The sequence below is a fragment of the Streptomyces sp. NPDC058371 genome (assembly GCF_042723265.1).
Taxonomy (GTDB): Bacteria; Actinomycetota; Actinomycetes; order Streptomycetales; family Streptomycetaceae; genus Streptomyces.
Map to the genome: position 1 here is coordinate 65,771 of NZ_JBHXJC010000018.1, position 15,692 is coordinate 81,462.

General features: G+C 69.7%; 13 protein-coding genes. 4 read left to right on the forward strand and 9 right to left on the reverse strand.

Annotated elements, in window-relative coordinates; translation table 11 throughout:
- The first annotated feature begins 328 nt into the window (after nucleotides 1-328).
- The 3 genes from ACFWM2_RS35670 to ACFWM2_RS35680 all read left to right on the forward strand — a co-directional run bounded on the left by ACFWM2_RS35670 (nucleotide 329) and on the right by ACFWM2_RS35680 (nucleotide 4,061).
- Nucleotides 329-1,270 (forward strand): sucrase ferredoxin, encoded by a 942-nt coding sequence (locus tag ACFWM2_RS35670; RefSeq protein ID WP_383288838.1) that lies wholly within the window; start codon nucleotides 329-331, stop codon nucleotides 1,268-1,270.
- A gap of 203 nt (nucleotides 1,271-1,473) precedes the next feature.
- On the forward strand, nucleotides 1,474-3,384 hold the full coding sequence (locus ACFWM2_RS35675; protein WP_383288841.1) for an ATP-binding protein: 1,911 nt from the start codon (nucleotides 1,474-1,476) through the stop codon (nucleotides 3,382-3,384).
- On the forward strand, nucleotides 3,381-4,061 hold the full coding sequence (locus ACFWM2_RS35680; RefSeq protein ID WP_383288844.1) for a response regulator: 681 nt from the start codon (nucleotides 3,381-3,383) through the stop codon (nucleotides 4,059-4,061). Before ACFWM2_RS35675 ends, ACFWM2_RS35680 begins: the two co-directional genes overlap by 4 nt.
- Nucleotides 4,062-4,218: 157 nt before the next feature.
- On the opposite strand, the gene ACFWM2_RS35685 is transcribed toward ACFWM2_RS35680, so the two are convergent.
- From ACFWM2_RS35685 to ACFWM2_RS35695, 3 genes are all read right to left on the reverse strand, one after another.
- Nucleotides 4,219-5,289, reverse strand: a complete 1,071-nt coding sequence (locus ACFWM2_RS35685; protein ID WP_383288847.1) for an ABC transporter substrate-binding protein — start codon at nucleotides 5,287-5,289, stop codon at nucleotides 4,219-4,221.
- Nucleotides 5,290-5,523: 234 nt separating this feature from the next.
- Nucleotides 5,524-6,399 carry an ABC transporter permease gene (locus ACFWM2_RS35690; protein ID WP_383288850.1) on the reverse strand — a complete coding sequence of 292 codons (876 nt, stop codon included), beginning with the start codon at nucleotides 6,397-6,399 and terminating at the stop codon, nucleotides 5,524-5,526.
- Entirely contained in the window at nucleotides 6,389-7,204 is an 816-nt protein-coding gene (locus ACFWM2_RS35695) for an ABC transporter ATP-binding protein (protein ID WP_383288852.1), read from the reverse strand. The genes ACFWM2_RS35690 and ACFWM2_RS35695 overlap by 11 nt, the downstream gene beginning before the upstream one ends.
- Before the next feature lie 160 nt (nucleotides 7,205-7,364).
- On the opposite strand from ACFWM2_RS35695, the gene ACFWM2_RS35700 reads away from it, so the two are divergent.
- Nucleotides 7,365-8,057: a response regulator gene (locus ACFWM2_RS35700; RefSeq protein WP_383288855.1), complete on the forward strand. Its 693-nt coding sequence runs from the start codon at nucleotides 7,365-7,367 to the stop codon at nucleotides 8,055-8,057.
- 154 nt (nucleotides 8,058-8,211) lie between these two features.
- Here ACFWM2_RS35700 and ACFWM2_RS35705 read toward each other — a convergent pair whose 3' ends face one another.
- The 6 genes from ACFWM2_RS35705 to ACFWM2_RS35730 form a co-directional block, all read right to left on the reverse strand.
- Nucleotides 8,212-9,804 carry a cation acetate symporter gene (locus ACFWM2_RS35705; protein ID WP_383288858.1) on the reverse strand — a complete coding sequence of 531 codons (1,593 nt, stop codon included), beginning with the start codon at nucleotides 9,802-9,804 and terminating at the stop codon, nucleotides 8,212-8,214.
- Nucleotides 9,801-10,364 (reverse strand): DUF485 domain-containing protein, encoded by a 564-nt coding sequence (locus ACFWM2_RS35710; RefSeq protein WP_383288861.1) that lies wholly within the window; start codon nucleotides 10,362-10,364, stop codon nucleotides 9,801-9,803. Before ACFWM2_RS35710 ends, ACFWM2_RS35705 begins: the two co-directional genes overlap by 4 nt.
- Before the next feature lie 74 nt (nucleotides 10,365-10,438).
- On the reverse strand, nucleotides 10,439-11,128 hold the full coding sequence (locus ACFWM2_RS35715) for a response regulator (protein WP_383288864.1): 690 nt from the start codon (nucleotides 11,126-11,128) through the stop codon (nucleotides 10,439-10,441).
- Complete coding sequence (locus ACFWM2_RS35720; protein ID WP_383288867.1) at nucleotides 11,125-12,279, reverse strand: sensor histidine kinase; 1,155 nt, start codon at nucleotides 12,277-12,279, stop codon at nucleotides 11,125-11,127. Before ACFWM2_RS35720 ends, ACFWM2_RS35715 begins: the two co-directional genes overlap by 4 nt.
- A complete protein-coding gene (locus ACFWM2_RS35725) occupies nucleotides 12,276-12,800 on the reverse strand; it encodes a DUF1453 domain-containing protein (RefSeq protein ID WP_383288870.1) in 525 nt (174 codons plus the stop codon). The genes ACFWM2_RS35720 and ACFWM2_RS35725 overlap by 4 nt, the downstream gene beginning before the upstream one ends.
- Before the next feature lie 570 nt (nucleotides 12,801-13,370).
- Nucleotides 13,371-15,494 carry a type IIA DNA topoisomerase subunit B gene (locus ACFWM2_RS35730; RefSeq protein WP_383288872.1) on the reverse strand — a complete coding sequence of 708 codons (2,124 nt, stop codon included), beginning with the start codon at nucleotides 15,492-15,494 and terminating at the stop codon, nucleotides 13,371-13,373.
- Between the last annotated feature and the right edge of the window lie 198 nt (nucleotides 15,495-15,692).

Sequence of the window (15,692 nt, forward strand, 5' to 3'; positions counted from 1 at the left end):
GCTCGGGGCACTGTGTACGCCCGGCGCACGGGGCGCCATGTACGCCCGGCGTACGGTGCGCACGCCCTGCGTGCGCTGAGCACGCGGGCGCTTTCCTCTCGCGTCGCGCGCCCCACTCACGATCGGCACGCTCGGCGCGTCAGCGGACGCACCGGCGTGCCGAACGCTGTGCACGCCGGCGCTCTCAGACTCCACCGCACGCCAGTGCGCGCCGCGCACGCCCCGCACCCTGCGCCCCCGCCGCCCATGCCCCGCACAGAGCACCCGAACGCGCCCCGACCCCGCGGCCGGAAGTCGCCCTGGGCGAAGTCAGGTTAGGCTCACCTCTGTGAGTACGTGCACGACCGCGTCCCGGGGGCTCGACGAGCCCCTCGCTGGGACCGCGGCCACCGCGAGGACATGGCTGTTGCTCGAGCAGCCCGGGCCCTGGGGTGCCAAGGCGCTCACTTCGAGCCACCTGGACCCCGTGCTCGGCCGTGCCCTCGAAGCCGCCGCGAAGGGCACCGACGTACGTATCGCCCTCATCCGGCGCCCCGGCCGCCACGCGGACTTCGGTATGCCTGCCGAGCGGCAGGTGTACGCGGCCCACACCGTTCCTGGAAACGTATGGCTGCACAGCGCCACGTCGTCCGACCCGGAAGAGCTGCTGCGCCTCGACTTCGCGGCGCTCGGCCGGGGCGACCACCGCTCCTTCGGAACGGTTCTCCAGGGCCGGCCCCACACGGGTGATCCGCTCGCCCTCGTCTGCACCAACGGCAAGCGCGACCGCTGCTGCGCCCTGCTGGGCCGCCCACTCGCGGACGAGCTCGCCGCATCGGGCGTACAGGGCGCGTGGGAGGTCACGCATCTCGGCGGTCACCGTTTCTCGCCCACGCTGCTCGTCCTGCCGTTCGGATACGCGTACGGCCGCGCGGAGGCCCATCACGTCAAGGAGGTCCTCCAGGGGGTGCAGGAGGGGCGGGTCGTCGTCGACGGGTGTCGGGGAGGCTCCGCCTGGGAGCGCCCTGGTCAGGCGGCCGAGCTGGCGGTGCGCACGGCGACGGGAGAGTACGCGGCGGACGCGCTCTCGGTGACCGGCACGGACGGAACGGCGCCGCGCTGGGAGGTGACCGTCGCCCACACCGACGGCCGGCTGTGGCGTGTCATCGTCGCCCAGGGCGCCTCCCTGCCGCCCCGCCAGGAGAGCTGCGGCTCGGCACTCGGCTCCCCGGCCCGGATGGACGTGGTGGCCGTACGTGAGCTGTCCCCGGCGGTCCTCGCCCCTCGCTGACGTCACTGGCACCGCCACCCACTCCGCTGCCACCAAGCCCCACAGTCCGTCGGCACCCATCGCCCCCGCCCGGGCCGAGTAGGCCACGCCCACCACTCCACCGGCCCAGGTCGCCCGACGATCAAGACCGGCGTACGCATCTCCAAGAGATCCATGCCACACCCCCTACGGAGTCGCCCCGTCGCCGCCGTACCGTCGTAGGCATGAGTCCCACTCCCCCTGCACGACGACTGCGCCTCGGTCTGCCCCGGCGGATGTTCTCGCAGGTGCTGTTGATGCAGGTGGCGATCGCGGCCGGGGTCGCCGTGCTGGCGACCGGGCTGTTCCTCGCGCCGCTCAGTGATCAGCTGGACGACCAGGCGATGCGCCGGGCGCTCGCGATCGCGCAGACCACCGCGGCCCAGCCGCAGCTCGCCGAGGACCTGCAGTCGACCCGGCCGTCGGTCGACGGGCCCGTGCAGCGGGAGGCCGAGCGGATCCGGCAGGCCAGCGGCGCCGAGTACGTCGTGGTGATGAACATGAAGGGCGTGCGCTGGTCGCACACCGACCCGACGCAGATCGGTGAGATCGTCTCGACCGACCCCCGCCAGGCCCTGGCCGGCAAGGACGTCATGGAGATCGACACGGGCACACTGGGCCGCTCGGCCCGCGGCAAGGTGCCGCTGCGTGATGCCGACGGCGACATTGTGGGCGCGGTCTCGGTCGGGATCGAGTACGACAGCGTGCGTGCCCGGCTGATCCACGCGATCCCCGGGCTCTTCGCGTACGCGGGCGGGGCCCTGGCGGTCGGCGCGCTGGCCGCGTATCTGATCTCCCGCAGGGTGCAACGGCAGACCCGTGACCTGGCCTTTTCCGATATCTCGGCGCTCCTCGCGGAGCGGGAGGCCATGCTGCACGGCATCCGGGAGGGCGTCGTCGCGCTGGACCGCGTCGGCCGGGTGCGGCTGCTGAACGACGAGGCGCAGCGCCTGCTGGGGCTCGACGCGGAGGCCATCGGGCAGCCGCTCGACGACGCTCTGGGACCGGGCCGTACGACGGATGTGCTGGCGGGCCGCGTCACCGGCACCGATCTGCTGACCGTCCGCGGCCAGCGGGTCCTGATCGCCAACCGGATGCCCACCGACGACGGCGGCGCGGTCGCCACCCTGCGCGACCGGACCGAGCTGGAGCAGCTCGGCCGCGAGCTCGACTCCACGCGCGGCCTGATCGACGCGCTGCGCGCCCAGGACCACGAGCACGCCAACCGTATGCACACGCTCCTGGGTCTGCTGGAACTGGAGATGTACGACGACGCCGTGGAGTTCGTCGGCGAAGTGGTGGGCGACCACAGGGCCACGGCGGAACAGGTCACGGAGAAGATCCACGATCCGCTGCTCGCCGCCCTGCTTGTCGGCAAGGCCACTGTCGCGGCGGAGCGCGGAGTCGCTCTGTGGATCGCGGACCGGACTCTGCTGCCGGACCGGCTGATCGACCCCCGGGGGCTGGTCACGGTGGTCGGGAATCTCGTCGACAACGCGCTGGACGCCGTCGCGGGCACTCCCCACGCACGCGTGGAGGTCGAATTGCGGTCCGAGGGGCGGACCGCCGTGCTGCGGGTGCGGGACACGGGGCCCGGAATCCCGGCGGAACGACGGGAGTTGATCTTCACGGACGGCTGGTCCACCAAGAAGCCCCCGGCACACGGCAAGCGCGGCATCGGTCTCTCCTTGGTGCGACGGCTCGCCGAACGCCAAGGGGGCTGCGCGCGGGTGGCCGAGGCGGCCGGCGGAGGCGCGGAGTTCACCGTCGTACTGCCCGAGGCCCTGACGGATCCGCATGCCTTGGCAGATCCGAATGCGCTGACCGCTCCACACGGTCTGGCGGGTCCGAGTGGTCTGGCCGATCCAATCGGCCTGACGGGCCCGAGTGGCCTGGCGGACCCAATCGGTCTGGCGGGTCCGAGTGGTCTGACGGGTCCGAGTGGCCTGTCAGACCCGGATCCTGCTTCCTCCGAGCCCGGTGTGCCGGCTCCGTCCCGGCCGAGCGCGCCGCCCGCCGCGCACACCCCCGGCACAGCGCCCGCGCCCATCCCGTCCGCCACGCACACCCGAGCCGCCCAGGAGGAGTCGCGATGATCGAGGTCCTGGTCGTGGACGACGACACCCGGGTCGCGCGGGTCAACGCGGCCTATGTGGAGAAGGTGGCCGGCTTCCATGTCGCGGGCGAGGCGCACACCGCCGCCGAGGCATTGCACCGGATGGAGACGCTGCCGCATCTCGACCTGGTCCTCATGGACCACTACCTGCCGGACGAGACGGGTCTCGCGGTCGTCCAGGAAATGCGCCGCCGCGGCCACCAGACCGACGTCATCATGGTGACCGCGGCACGGGACATCGCGACCGTCCAGGCGGCCATGCGGCAGGGCGCGCTCCAGTACCTGGTCAAGCCGTTCGCCTTCGCGGGGCTGCGGGCCAAACTGGAGGCGTACGCGGCACTGCGCCGTACCCTCGACGGCGGTGGCGAGGCCGAACAGGCCGAGGTGGACCGGATCTTCGGCGCCCTCTCGGCAGGCGGGGAGACGGACCTGCCCAAGGGGCACTCCCCCACCACCGCCGAACTCGTCCGCCGTGCCCTGGTGCACGCCGAGGGCCCGTTGTCGGCCCAGGAGATCGCGGACCGGACCGGGCTGAGCCGGCAGACGGCCCAGCGCTATCTGAAACTGCTGGAGCGCACGGGACGCGCCAGGCTGACCCTCAAGTACGGCGACGCGGGCCGCCCGGAGCACCGTTACATCTGGGCGACCCGCGCCTGAGGGCATGGCCACGGAAGCGGGGAAGTGACCGCGCCCCACCGCGCGTACGGCTGTCAGGGGAGAACAGCCGTACGCGCGGTCGTCACTCAGCCGACGAGTGCCCGCGAGGACCGTCCGCCGTACGCGCGAACGCCCAGCTCACCGCCCGGCCCACCGCTCAACCCACGGCCTTCGCGGCTTCGTCCACGAACTGCGTGGTGTACGTCTTGCTCAGATCCACCTCGGTGTTCTTGATGTTGGGGTTGAAGGCCTTGAGCACCTTCTCGACGGTCTCGGGACCGTCCACGGGCATCACGCCGTCCTTGGTGAACATCGGCATCGTGCTCTTGATCGCCCCGGCGTACAGCGTCCTGTTGCCCTGCGAGTAGTCGGCGGGCATCGTGTCGGCGATCTGGGACGCGCTGTGCGTGGCCATCCACTTGAGGGTCTTCACGAAGGCGTTGGCAAGCTTCTGGACCGTCTCCTTGTGGCTGTTCACCCAGTCCGTCTGCATGTAGAGGCTGGACGACGGGTACGGACCGCCCAGCGCGTCCTGGGAGCCCTTGGGCGTCCGCATGTCGAGGATGACCCTGCCGAGGTTCTTCTCCACGATCGTGGCGACGGTCGGGTCCGTCGTCATGCCGCCGTCGATGGCGCCCTGCTGGAGCGCGGAGATGAAGGTCGGTCCCGCGCCCACCGCGACCGGGGTGAACTCACTGACGTCGACGCCGTTCTTGACCGCCAGGTACTTGGTGAGGAAGTCGGTCGACGAGCCGAGGCCGGTGATGCCGAGCTTGCGGCCCTTGAAGTCCTTGGGCGAAGTGATGTCGTCGGCACGCTTGTTGGAGACGACCTCGACCTCTCCGGGCGCCCGCGAGAACTGCACCACGGACTCCACGTGCTTGCCCTTCGTCTGCAGGTCGAGCGTGTGGTCGTAGAAGCCGACGGCTCCTTGGACCTGACCGGAGACGAGAGCTGTCTCCGCCTGCACACCGGCCGGCTCACTGAGGAGTTCGACATCCAAACCCTCGTCGGAGAAGTAGCCGAGCCGCTGGGTGAGCATCGCGGGCAGGTAGATGACCTTGTCGAGCCCGCCGACCATGATCTTGACGTCTTCGCCCTTGCCGCCACCCCCGTTGTTGCCGGAGTTGGCCGTCGAACTGGCCGCGTCATTGGCGCAGGCGGTGAGGGAGGAAACGGCCAGCAGTCCGGCGGCTGCCAACGCGGTGTATCTGGCGGTCTTACGCATGGTCGTTCACGTCCTTGTGAGAGATGCGGGAGATATGTACGCCCGGTTCAGAGCGGACGGAGCCAGCGGTCGAAGTCAACGGCCGGAGCCATCGGTCGGAGCCATCGGTCGGAGCCATCGACCGAGGTCAGCGATCGAGGCCAGCAATCGAGGTGGTCGTCGACCGGCGTCAACGTTTCAACGTCACGATCAACGTCATCAACCGACGTCAGCGATCGACGTCAGCGATCGACGTCAGCGATCGCTTTCCGAAGGCTTCCACCGGAAGATGCGCCGCTCGGCGAAAGTGAGCAGCCCCTCGGCCAACAGCGCGACGACGGCGAGGATGACCATCGCGGCGTACACACCGGCCGCGTTGAAGGTGCCCTGCGACTGGGCGACGAGCAGGCCGATGCCCTTGGTGGCCCCGATGTACTCGCCGACGATGGCGCCGATGAGCGCGAAGCCGAAGCTGACGTGGAGGCTGGTGAAGATCCACGCAGTGGCGGACGGGATGACCACCTGAAGGGTCACCCGGCGGTCGCTGGCGCCGAGGATCCGGGCGTTGGCGACGAGGTTGCGGTCGACTTCGCGGGCGCCCTGGAAGGCGTTGAAGAAGACCGGGAAGAAGACGAGCACCACGGCCGACGCCACCTTGGAGGCGGGGCCGAGCCCGAACCAGATCACGAAGATCGGCGCGAGGACGATCCGCGGTATGGAGTTGAGCACCTTGATGTATGGACCAAGGACATCGGCGAGGAAGGTGATACGCCCCAGGGCGATGCCGAAGACGACACCGGCGATCACCCCTATGACCCAGCCGAGCAGTGCCTCGTGGAGCGTGAACCAGATCTGCTCACCCAGTGAGCCGAGCGCCGTTCCGTGGGTCACCCAGGTGTGGATCTGGTCCCAGATCTTCGACGGCATGGAGAAGTTGAAGGGGTCGATGACCTCGGCCCGCGAGAGCACCTCCCACAGGCCGAGCACGGCGATCAGAAGGAATGCGCGGGCGGCTGCGACGATCACCTTGCGTCTGCGGGCCGCCTTAGCACGGGAGTACGCCCGACCGGTCTTCGCGGGTTCGGTGCGCTTCAGGGGCACGGCGGCCTCGGACACGGTCTCAGGCAACATGGGCGGCACTCCGCTCACGGGTGATGCGGACCTCTTCACCGAGCGACTCCCAGATCTCGCGGTAGATCTCGATGAACCGCGGCTCCAGACGCACCGATTCCACCTTGCGCGGCCGCGGCAGATCGATGTCGAAGACGTGCTTCACGGTGGCGGGGCCCGCCGTCATCACGACGACCTTGTCGGCGAGCGCGATGGACTCCTCGAGGTCGTGGGTGACGAAGACGACGGAGGCGCGCGTGCCCTCCCACAGTTCGAGCAGTTCGTCCGACATGAGGGCCCTGGTCTGCACGTCGAGCGCCGAGAAGGGCTCGTCCATCAGCAGGATCTCGGGGTCGTTGACGAAGGTCGCGGCGAGCGCGACGCGTTTGCGCTGGCCGCCGGAGAGCTGGTGCGGGTAGCGGTCCTCGAAGGCCGTGAGCCCGACCCGGGCGAGCCATTCGCGGGCCTTCCGCCTGGCCTCCGCCTTCGGTACGCCGCGGAAACGCGGGCCCGCCATCACATTCGACAGGACCGTACGCCACGGGAAGGTGGCGTCCTGCTGGAAGACGAAGCCGACCTTGTCACCGACGCCGGCGACCGGCTCACCGGCCACCAGGACCTCGCCCTCGGTCGGCTCCTCCAGGCCGCTGACCAGGGTCAGGGTGGTCGACTTCCCGCAACCCGTGGGGCCCACGACGGCCACGAACTCACCCCGGCCGACGGTCAGATCCAGTCCGCTGACAGCCGTGTGCAGTCCCCCGGACGGGGTCCTGAAGATCTTGCTCGCGCCCCGCAGCTCGATGGCGGGGCTGGTGTCTGCGCTCATGGCGGGGACCGTAGATGTGGCGCACGCCACAGCATCAGTCTTCTGGTCGCAAGGCCTTCTTCTGCTTGCAAGAGTCTGTTGTGCTCGTTTTGCTCGCGCTACAACAGCGGAGCCGAAACACGGGCTTGACGCCCGACTGGCCTTGACAGAAAGAGGCCCGATGATTGACGTCCTGGTCGTGGACGACGACTTCCGCGTCGCTGAGATCAACGCCAAGTACGTAGGGAAGGTTCCCGGATTCCGGGTGGCCGCCCGCGCACACAGTGCTGCCCAGGCCCTCGCCGCCGTGGAACGCGCCCCCATCGACCTGGTCCTTCTCGACCACTACTTGCCCGACCAGACGGGTCTCGAACTGGTCCACCGGATGCGGGAACACGGCCACGGCACCGACGTCATCATGATCACGGCAGCCAGCGATGTGACGACCGTGCAAGCTGCGATGCGGCTGGGCGCCCTGCACTATCTGGTCAAGCCGTTCACCTTCGCGGCCCTGCGTACCCGCCTCGATTCGTACGCCGCACTGCGCCGCACCGTCGACCGCGTGGGCGGCCGGGGCCTGGCCGGGCAGGAGCAGGTCGACCGGATCTTCGGCGCCCTGCGCACCACGCCCGCACCCCCGGCCCCCGGGCTCCCGAGCGGCCACTCGGAACCGACCACGGACCTCATCTGCGACGTCCTGCACCGCGCGGACCACCCGCTGTCGGCCCACGAGGTGGCCGCCGAGACCGGCCTCAGCCGCTCCACCGCCCAGCGCTATCTCCGCCACCTGGAACAGGCGGGACGCCTGCATCTCTCCCTCAAGTACGGCGACACCGGGCGCCCGGAGCACCGGTACGCGTGGGTGACGCCCTAGCCCCTTCACGCACGCCGTCCTCGTTCGCGTCGCGGGCGCCCTACGTCGTCGAAGGCGAGCAATGCCTGCCTCGTACGGCCTTGTAGGCGTCGGCCGCGGAATCCGAACCCGCTGCTACGGCCCTGAGCCCCGCTGTACGCCCCTGGAAGGGCCCTCAGACCGCTCCCGCCCCGGTGAGGGAGCGGACCTCGGTCTCCGCGTGCTTGGCCTCGTCAGGGGGCTCGGCAGAGGTGACCGTGCCGAGCCAGCCCGCCAGGAAGCCCAGCGGGATCGAAACCAGTCCGGGATTCTCCAGCGGGAAGTACTGGAAGTCGACGCCCGGGAACAGCGATTGGGGACTCCCCGAAACCACCGGAGACAGCACCACGAGTAACAGCGCGGGCACCAGGCCGCCGTACACGGCCCACACCGCGCCGCGCGTCGTGAAGCCCCGCCAGAAGAGCGAATACAGCAGCACCGGCAGATTCGCGGACGCGGCGACAGCGAAGGCGAGGCCCACCAGGAAGGCCACGTTGAGGTCGCGGGCCAGCAGCCCGAGCGCGATGGCGACCGCACCGATACCGACCGCGGCCAGCCGAGCCACCGCGACCTCGCTGCGCGGCTTCGCATGGCGGCGCCGCAGTGACGCATAGAGGTCGTGGGCGACGGACGCGGAGGAGGCCAGCGTGATGCCGGCGACCACGGCGAGGATCGTGGCAAACGCGATCGCGGCGACGATCGCGAAGAGAACCGTTCCGCCCGTGGAAGCCGCTCCGCCGCCGAGATCGAGCGCGAGCAGCGGAACCGCGGTGTTGCCGGCCGCGTTCGACCCTCGCACCGCGTCCGGGCCGACGATCGCCGCCGCACCGAAGCCCAGCACGATCGTCATCAGGTAGAAGCCGCCGATGAGCCCGATCGCCCAGACCACCGATCGGCGCGCGGCCCGCGCGGTCGGCACGGTGTAGAAGCGGGACAGAATGTGCGGCAGCCCCGCCGTACCGAGCACCAGAGCCAGCCCAAGACTGATGAAATCGAAACGCGCGGTCCACGTCCCGCCGTACTTGAGGCCGGGGGCGAGAAACGAGTCCCCGTGCCCGCTGCGCGCCGCCGCCGCACGCAGCAACTGGTTGAAGTCCCCGTGGAATCGCACAAGAACGAGCACCGTCAGCACGATCGTGCCACCCAGCAGCAGGACCGCCTTGACGATCTGGATCCAGGTGGTGGCCCGCATGCCTCCCATCGACACATAGATCACCATGAGCGCGCCTACGCCGATCACGGTCCAGTTCCGCGCCGCCTCGCTCGTGCCTCCCAGCAGCAGCGCGACCAGACTGCCCGCACCCACCATCTGCGCCACCAGATACAGAACGGACACGGTCACCGAGGACGTTCCCGCCGCGATCCGCACCGGCCGCTCGCTCATCCGGGCCGCCACCACATCGGCCAGCGTGAACCGCCCGCAGTTGCGCACCAGTTCCGCCACCAGGAACAGCACCACGAGCCAGGCGACGAGGAACCCCACCACATACAGCAGACCGTCGTACCCGAAGAGCGCGATGAGCCCCGTGACACCGAGGAAGGACGCGGCGGACATGTAGTCGCCCGAGATGGCAAAACCATTCTCCATGGGCGAGAAAAGCCGTCCTCCCGCGTAGAACTCCTCCGCGGAACCATGCCGGTTACGGCTCACCCATGTCGTGATCGCCAGCGTCACCGCGACGAACACGCTGAACAGCAGAAGCGCCAGCGTCTGATGGTGTCCGGTCACCGCTGCCCACCCCCCGCACTACGCGTCAGTTCCTGCGTGTCCCAGCGCAGGTCGAGCGCGGCCCGGTCCCTGCGCAGCCGCGCATGCCGGGCATACGCCCAGGTGAAGAGGAAGGTGGTGAGGAACTGTCCGAGGCCCGCGAGCATCCCCACGTTCACCGCGCCTGCCACCGGACGGGCCATCAGCCCGGGTGCGGTCGTCGCGGTCACCACATAGCCCACGTACCAGGTGAGGAAGACGGCGACGCCCGGGATCACGAACCGCCGGTACCTGCCGCGCACTTCCTGGAAGGCCGCACTGCGCTGCACCTCCAGATAGACCTCGGCCGCACCGCCGACCCGGCCCTCGTCCTCGTGGCGCGCCGGCGGTACGACGGGAGCGGGTGCTCCCGTGCCGTCCAACTCGCCCCACCCGGAGGCAAGGGCGTCGTACCAGGGGTCGTCGAATCCCACGCTGGTCTCCCCCGTCAGAACGGGGACACCATCACGCCTTTCGTGGTCCTCTGCCGGGCTCTCAGGTCCCTCTCCGCGCAGGCGGGGACGACCGTTCCTTGACTGCATGCCCCAGGATGGGCAGATCGCGGAGATCCCGGACTCTTCAATCCGTGCTCTTCACTCCATCAGGTGACGCACTCTCATGATGGCCGCACCAGGCCCTTCCCATAGGCGTAACGCACCGCCTGTGCGCGGTCCTTGAGCCCGGTCTTGGCGAACAGGTTGTTGATGTGGGTCTTTACGGTGGCGGTGGAGACATGCAGCTTGCGGGCGATCTCCTGGTTGGTGAGGCCTTCGGCGATCAGCACGAGCACTTCCGTCTCCCGCGTGGTGAGCCCGTCCGGCGCCGGCGCGGGCTCCGCCGGCTCCCGCTTCGCCTGCGGCTGCGGCTCCGACAACCGCTCCAGCAGCCGTCGTTGGACACTGGGCGACAGACCCGCGTCACCGGACAGCACGCTCTCCACCGCCCGTACGATCTCCTCGCCGCCCGCGTCCTTGGTCAGATAGCCCCGGGCCCCGGCTCTGAGCGCGGGGAACAGCGACTCGTCGTCCGCGAACGTCGTGAGCACGACCACCTGGGTGCCGGGATACTCGGCCCTGATGCGCCGGGTCGCCTCGACCCCGTCGCAGCGCGGCATCCGCAGGTCCATCAGGACGACGTCAGGGGCGAGTTCCGCCACGAGGGCCACGGCTTCGTCCCCGTCGCCGGCCGCACCCACGACCTCGATCCCGGGCAACAGTCCCAGCAGCATCACGATGCCCTCGCGCACCACGGTCTGGTCGTCCGCCACCACCACGCGCGCCGGCTTTCGACCCGCCTCCTCCGTCATACGGGCACCTTCAGCGTCACCACGAACCCCTCCTCGTCCGGCCCGGCCTCCAACGAGCCACCCAGCAACTCGGCTCGCTCCCGCATGCCCAGCAGACCGTACCCGGCGCCGGTGCCGGTCAGCACTCCCGGCGGTCCTCCCGAGTCCCGTACCTCCAGCCGCACTTGGTGCTCGGTGTAGTCGAGCCGGATGTGGACCTTGGCGCCCGGGGCGTGCTTGCGGACGTTCGTCAGGGCCTCCTGGGCGACCCGGCGCACGGCCTGCGAAGCCTCCGCGGGAAGCAGCCGCCGCTCACCCGTGACGGTGATGTCGGCTCCGTCGGCCGTGGCGACTATCTCGCTCAGAAAGTCCTCCAGCGGAGACATCTCACCGCGGAGCGCGGAGAGCGCCTGCCGCGTCTCGGCGAGGCCCTCCCGGGCCATTCCCCGGGCCGCCACCACCCGTTCGAGAATCTGGTCCTGGCCGGCGCCCCGCTCGATGAGGAGCCGGGCCGCCTCCAGGTGCACCATCTGCGCCGAGAGGCTGTGGGCCAGCACATCGTGGATCTCCCGGGCGATCCTGGCCCGCTCCGCGAGCGCGGCCGACTCCGCCTCGGCCACCCGCGCCGCCCGCTCCTGGGCGAGCAGCCGCTGGGCGTTGCCGCGCGCCTCGGCGTCGAGACGCAGGACATAGCCGGCCAGGGCGAGCCCGGCTGTGGTCGCCGCGGTGGTCAGCCAGGCATCGTTGTTGGCCGCCGCGTAGGCACCCAGCGCCACCGAGGTTGCGGGCAGGGCGGCCGCGAGGGGCAACCGTTCGATGGCACTGACGGCGCACCCGCACCACAGGACGATGGCCGGAATCCGGAAGTCCCCCGTCAGCGCCACCGTCGCGATCGCCCCCAGCACGGCGAGCAGCACCAGCGAGGGCAGCAGACGGTGTTCCAGCGTGGTCCGGAAGAAGGCCCAGGCGGTGAGCCCGCTCAGCAGGACTCCTGCCACCGCCGCGACGCCGGTGCCCCAGCCGTGGATCTCACCGTCCGAGAAGGTCGACCACAGGAGGATGGCGAGGACGATGAGGCGCGATGTCCAGGCGAGCGCGCGGCGCGCCCTGGGCACCCCTGCCCGGGACAGGGCTTCGCGGGACGGCCAGCGCGTCCAGACGTTCTCCGTCACACAGGCTCCTTCCACGAGGCCTGGGCCACGCCGCCACCGTACGCCGGGCTCCGATCGGCCGCCGGGGTCAGCGACTGCGACCGCCAGAACAGGACGCCGGAGCGGACGAGCAGAGTGACCGCGAGCCCCAGCAGCAGGGCCGAACTGTCCTGGTGCACACCGAGCAGCACGCCGCAGCCGAACAGCCCGCCTCGCAGGCCTATGCCCAGACCCCAGACGACGACGCTGGCCTTGGTGCTCCTGCTCCACAGGGTCCCGTCCGCCTCGGTCCACAACCGCGTGGTCCATGCCCAGCCGGCTCCGGTGGCCAGGCCGATGAGCAGCTCTGTGCCCAGCAGGAGTATCGCCTCGACCTCGTGGTGGGGGTCGATCAGGCCGGGCTCCCGCAGGGCGAGGAAGGCGAGGATGGCGGGCACGAGCCACCAGCGTCTGTCCGCGTTGATCCTGCGCGTACGGAATTGGCGCGCGATCACAAGGACAGCGACGGCGAGGATCGCCAAGGCGTTGACCAGCCCGGACATCAGAGCCTCCGTGGACGAAGAGCGGCTGACGACAGCGAGTGCTGCCGACGCCTTCGACGCTACGGAAATCGCCAGGCAGGCAGATCGGACCCGGGGTGGATCGTGGGTGGATCCCTCCGCACCCCGCCCTCCACCCCCAGGTGGAGACCCGACGCACCTGCCGCGCGCCGCCGCCTCCCCCGCGCACCAGGCCCGCCCTCCGTCGGGACCGACCGAGCAGCACAACAGCTCACACCCGAGGCGTCCCACCGATGGGAAGGCACACCCCACCCGTACCGAGGGCCAAGGCTTCGCACCCGGGACGCCAAGGCCCCGGGCCGCCCAACAACCCCCAACCACCCACAGCCGCCCTCCGACGGAAGGGACCGTGCCGGTACATCACATGCCCGTCGCTCACGTCATCGCAGGCCGGGCAAGCCACGACAACAAAGCGAACCACCCATCAGGCGACGGACGGATGTGCCGGCAGGGACCCGGCCGGCGGTGTGCCGGCAGGCTCACCGCCGGTCGGCACTCCCGCACAAGGCGACCCCGCCGGCAAAGGCGCCCACCAGCCCCACCGACGAGGCGCTACGCGTCGATCCGCGACCGATCCAACGTAGCCGCCGAGCTGGAGATGAACTCCTTGCGCGGCGCCACATCGTTCCCCATCAGCAGGTCGAACACCTGCTCGGACGCCTCCAGGTCGGAGATGTTGATCCGGCGCAGGGTGCGGTACCGCGGGTCCATCGTCGTCTCGGCCAGCTGGTCGGCATCCATTTCGCCCAGACCCTTGTAGCGCTGGATCGAGTCCTTGTACCGCACGTTCTTGCGCTGCAGCTCCAGCAGCGTCTCCCGCAGCTCACGGTCCGAGTACGTGTAGACGTACTTGTCCTGCCCCTTCTTGGGCTGGCTGAGCTCGATGCGGTGGAGCGGCGGCACCGCGGCGAACACCCGCCCCGCCTCGACCATCGGCCGCATGTACCGCTGGAACAGCGTCAACAGCAGAATCCGGATGTGCGCGCCGTCGACATCGGCGTCGACGAGAAGAATGATCTTCCCGTAGCGCGCCGCGTCGATGTCGAAGGTCCGGCCGGACCCAGCTCCTATGACCTGGATGATCGCGCCGCACTCGGCGTTCTTCAGCATGTCCGTCACGGACGCCTTCTGAACGTTGAGGATCTTGCCGCGGATCGGCAGCAGCGCCTGGAACTCGGAGTTCCGGGCAAGCTTGGCCGTACCCAGCGCGGAGTCGCCCTCGACGATGAACAGCTCGCTGCGCTCGACGTCGTCACTGCGGCAGTCGGCGAGCTTGGCCGGCAGCGAGGAGGACTCAAGGGCCGTCTTCCGGCGCTGCGCGTCCTTGTGCTGACGGGCGGCGATACGGGTACGGGCGGCCGCGACGGTCTTCTCCAGGACGACCCGGGCCTGCGCGGCCGCGTCCCGCTTCGTGGAGGTCAGGAACGCCTTGAGCTCCTGGGAGACGACGTTCGTCACGATGCGGCGAGCGGCCGAGGTACCGAGCACCTCCTTGGTCTGGCCCTCGAACTGCGGCTCGGCGAGACGCACCGTGACGACGGCGGTGAGGCCTTCCAGGGCGTCGTCCTTGACGATGTCGTCCTCGGCGACACGCAACAGCTTCTTGGACCTGAGCACCTCGTTGACCGTCTTGGCGATGGCCTGTTCGAAGCCCGCGACGTGGGTGCCGCCCTTGGGGGTGGCGATGATGTTCACGTACGACCTGAGCGTCGTGTCGTAGCCGGTGCCCCAGCGCAGGGCGACGTCGACGCCGAGCTCGCGGGTGACCTCCTTGGGAGTCATCTGGCCGCTGTCGTCGAGGACCGGGACCGTCTCCTTGAAGGTGCCCTGCCCGGAGAAGCGCTGGACGTCGCACACGGGCTTGTCGGTCGCCAGGTACTCGCAGAACTCGCTGATGCCGCCGTCGAAGCGGAAGGACTCCTCGCCCTTGCTGCCGCCGTCGCCGAGCCCGTACTCGTCGCGGACGACGATGGTCAGGCCGGGCACCAGGAAGGCGGTCTGGCGGGCGCGCTGGTGCAGGTTCTCCAGGGAGAGCTTGGCTTCCTTGAGGAAGATCTGCAGGTCGGCCCAGTAGCGCACGCGCGTGCCGACCCTGGCCCTGGGGACCTTCTTGGTCTTGCGCAGACCGCTGGTCGCCTCGAACTTCGCGTCCGGGCCGGCACCCGCGAAAGCACCCGGCACACCGCGCCGGAAGCTGATCGAGTGGGTGTGCCCGCTGCGGTCGACCTCGACGTCCAGACGCGCGGAGAGCGCGTTCACCACGGAGGCGCCCACGCCGTGCAGACCGCCGGAGGCCGCATACGAGCCGCCGCCGAACTTGCCGCCGGCGTGCAGCTTGGTCATGACGACCTCGACACCGGAGAGGCCGGTCTTGGGCTCCACGTCCACGGGGATGCCGCGGCCGTTGTCCCGCACCTCGACGGAGGCGTCGTCGTGCAGGATCACCTCGATGTGGTCGCAGTGGCCCCCAAGGGCCTCGTCCACGGAGTTGTCGATGATCTCCCAGAGGCAGTGCATCAGGCCACGGCTGTCGGTGGACCCGATGTACATGCCGGGGCGCTTGCGTACGGCTTCGAGCCCCTCAAGGACGAGCAGGTGCCGCGCGGTGTAGTTGGAACCGTCACGGTCTGCTCCGGTCAGCAGCGCTGTGGACGGCACGGACGTCTCGGCGGTCACGCGGTTCGCTCCTCGCTGAATTTCAGATGGGACCCTTTGGGGTAAGGGCCCGGCTTCGTTAGCCGCTCAGAGGGTACCGAGGCCTGGTAGAGCCGTTGTAACGCCACCCTCGTCCAAACTCAGACTAGTCCAGCGTCGTATAGGTGTTCGATCCCTCGATGGAGTGAAGTACATATCACGTTCCCTTCGGGGCATGAA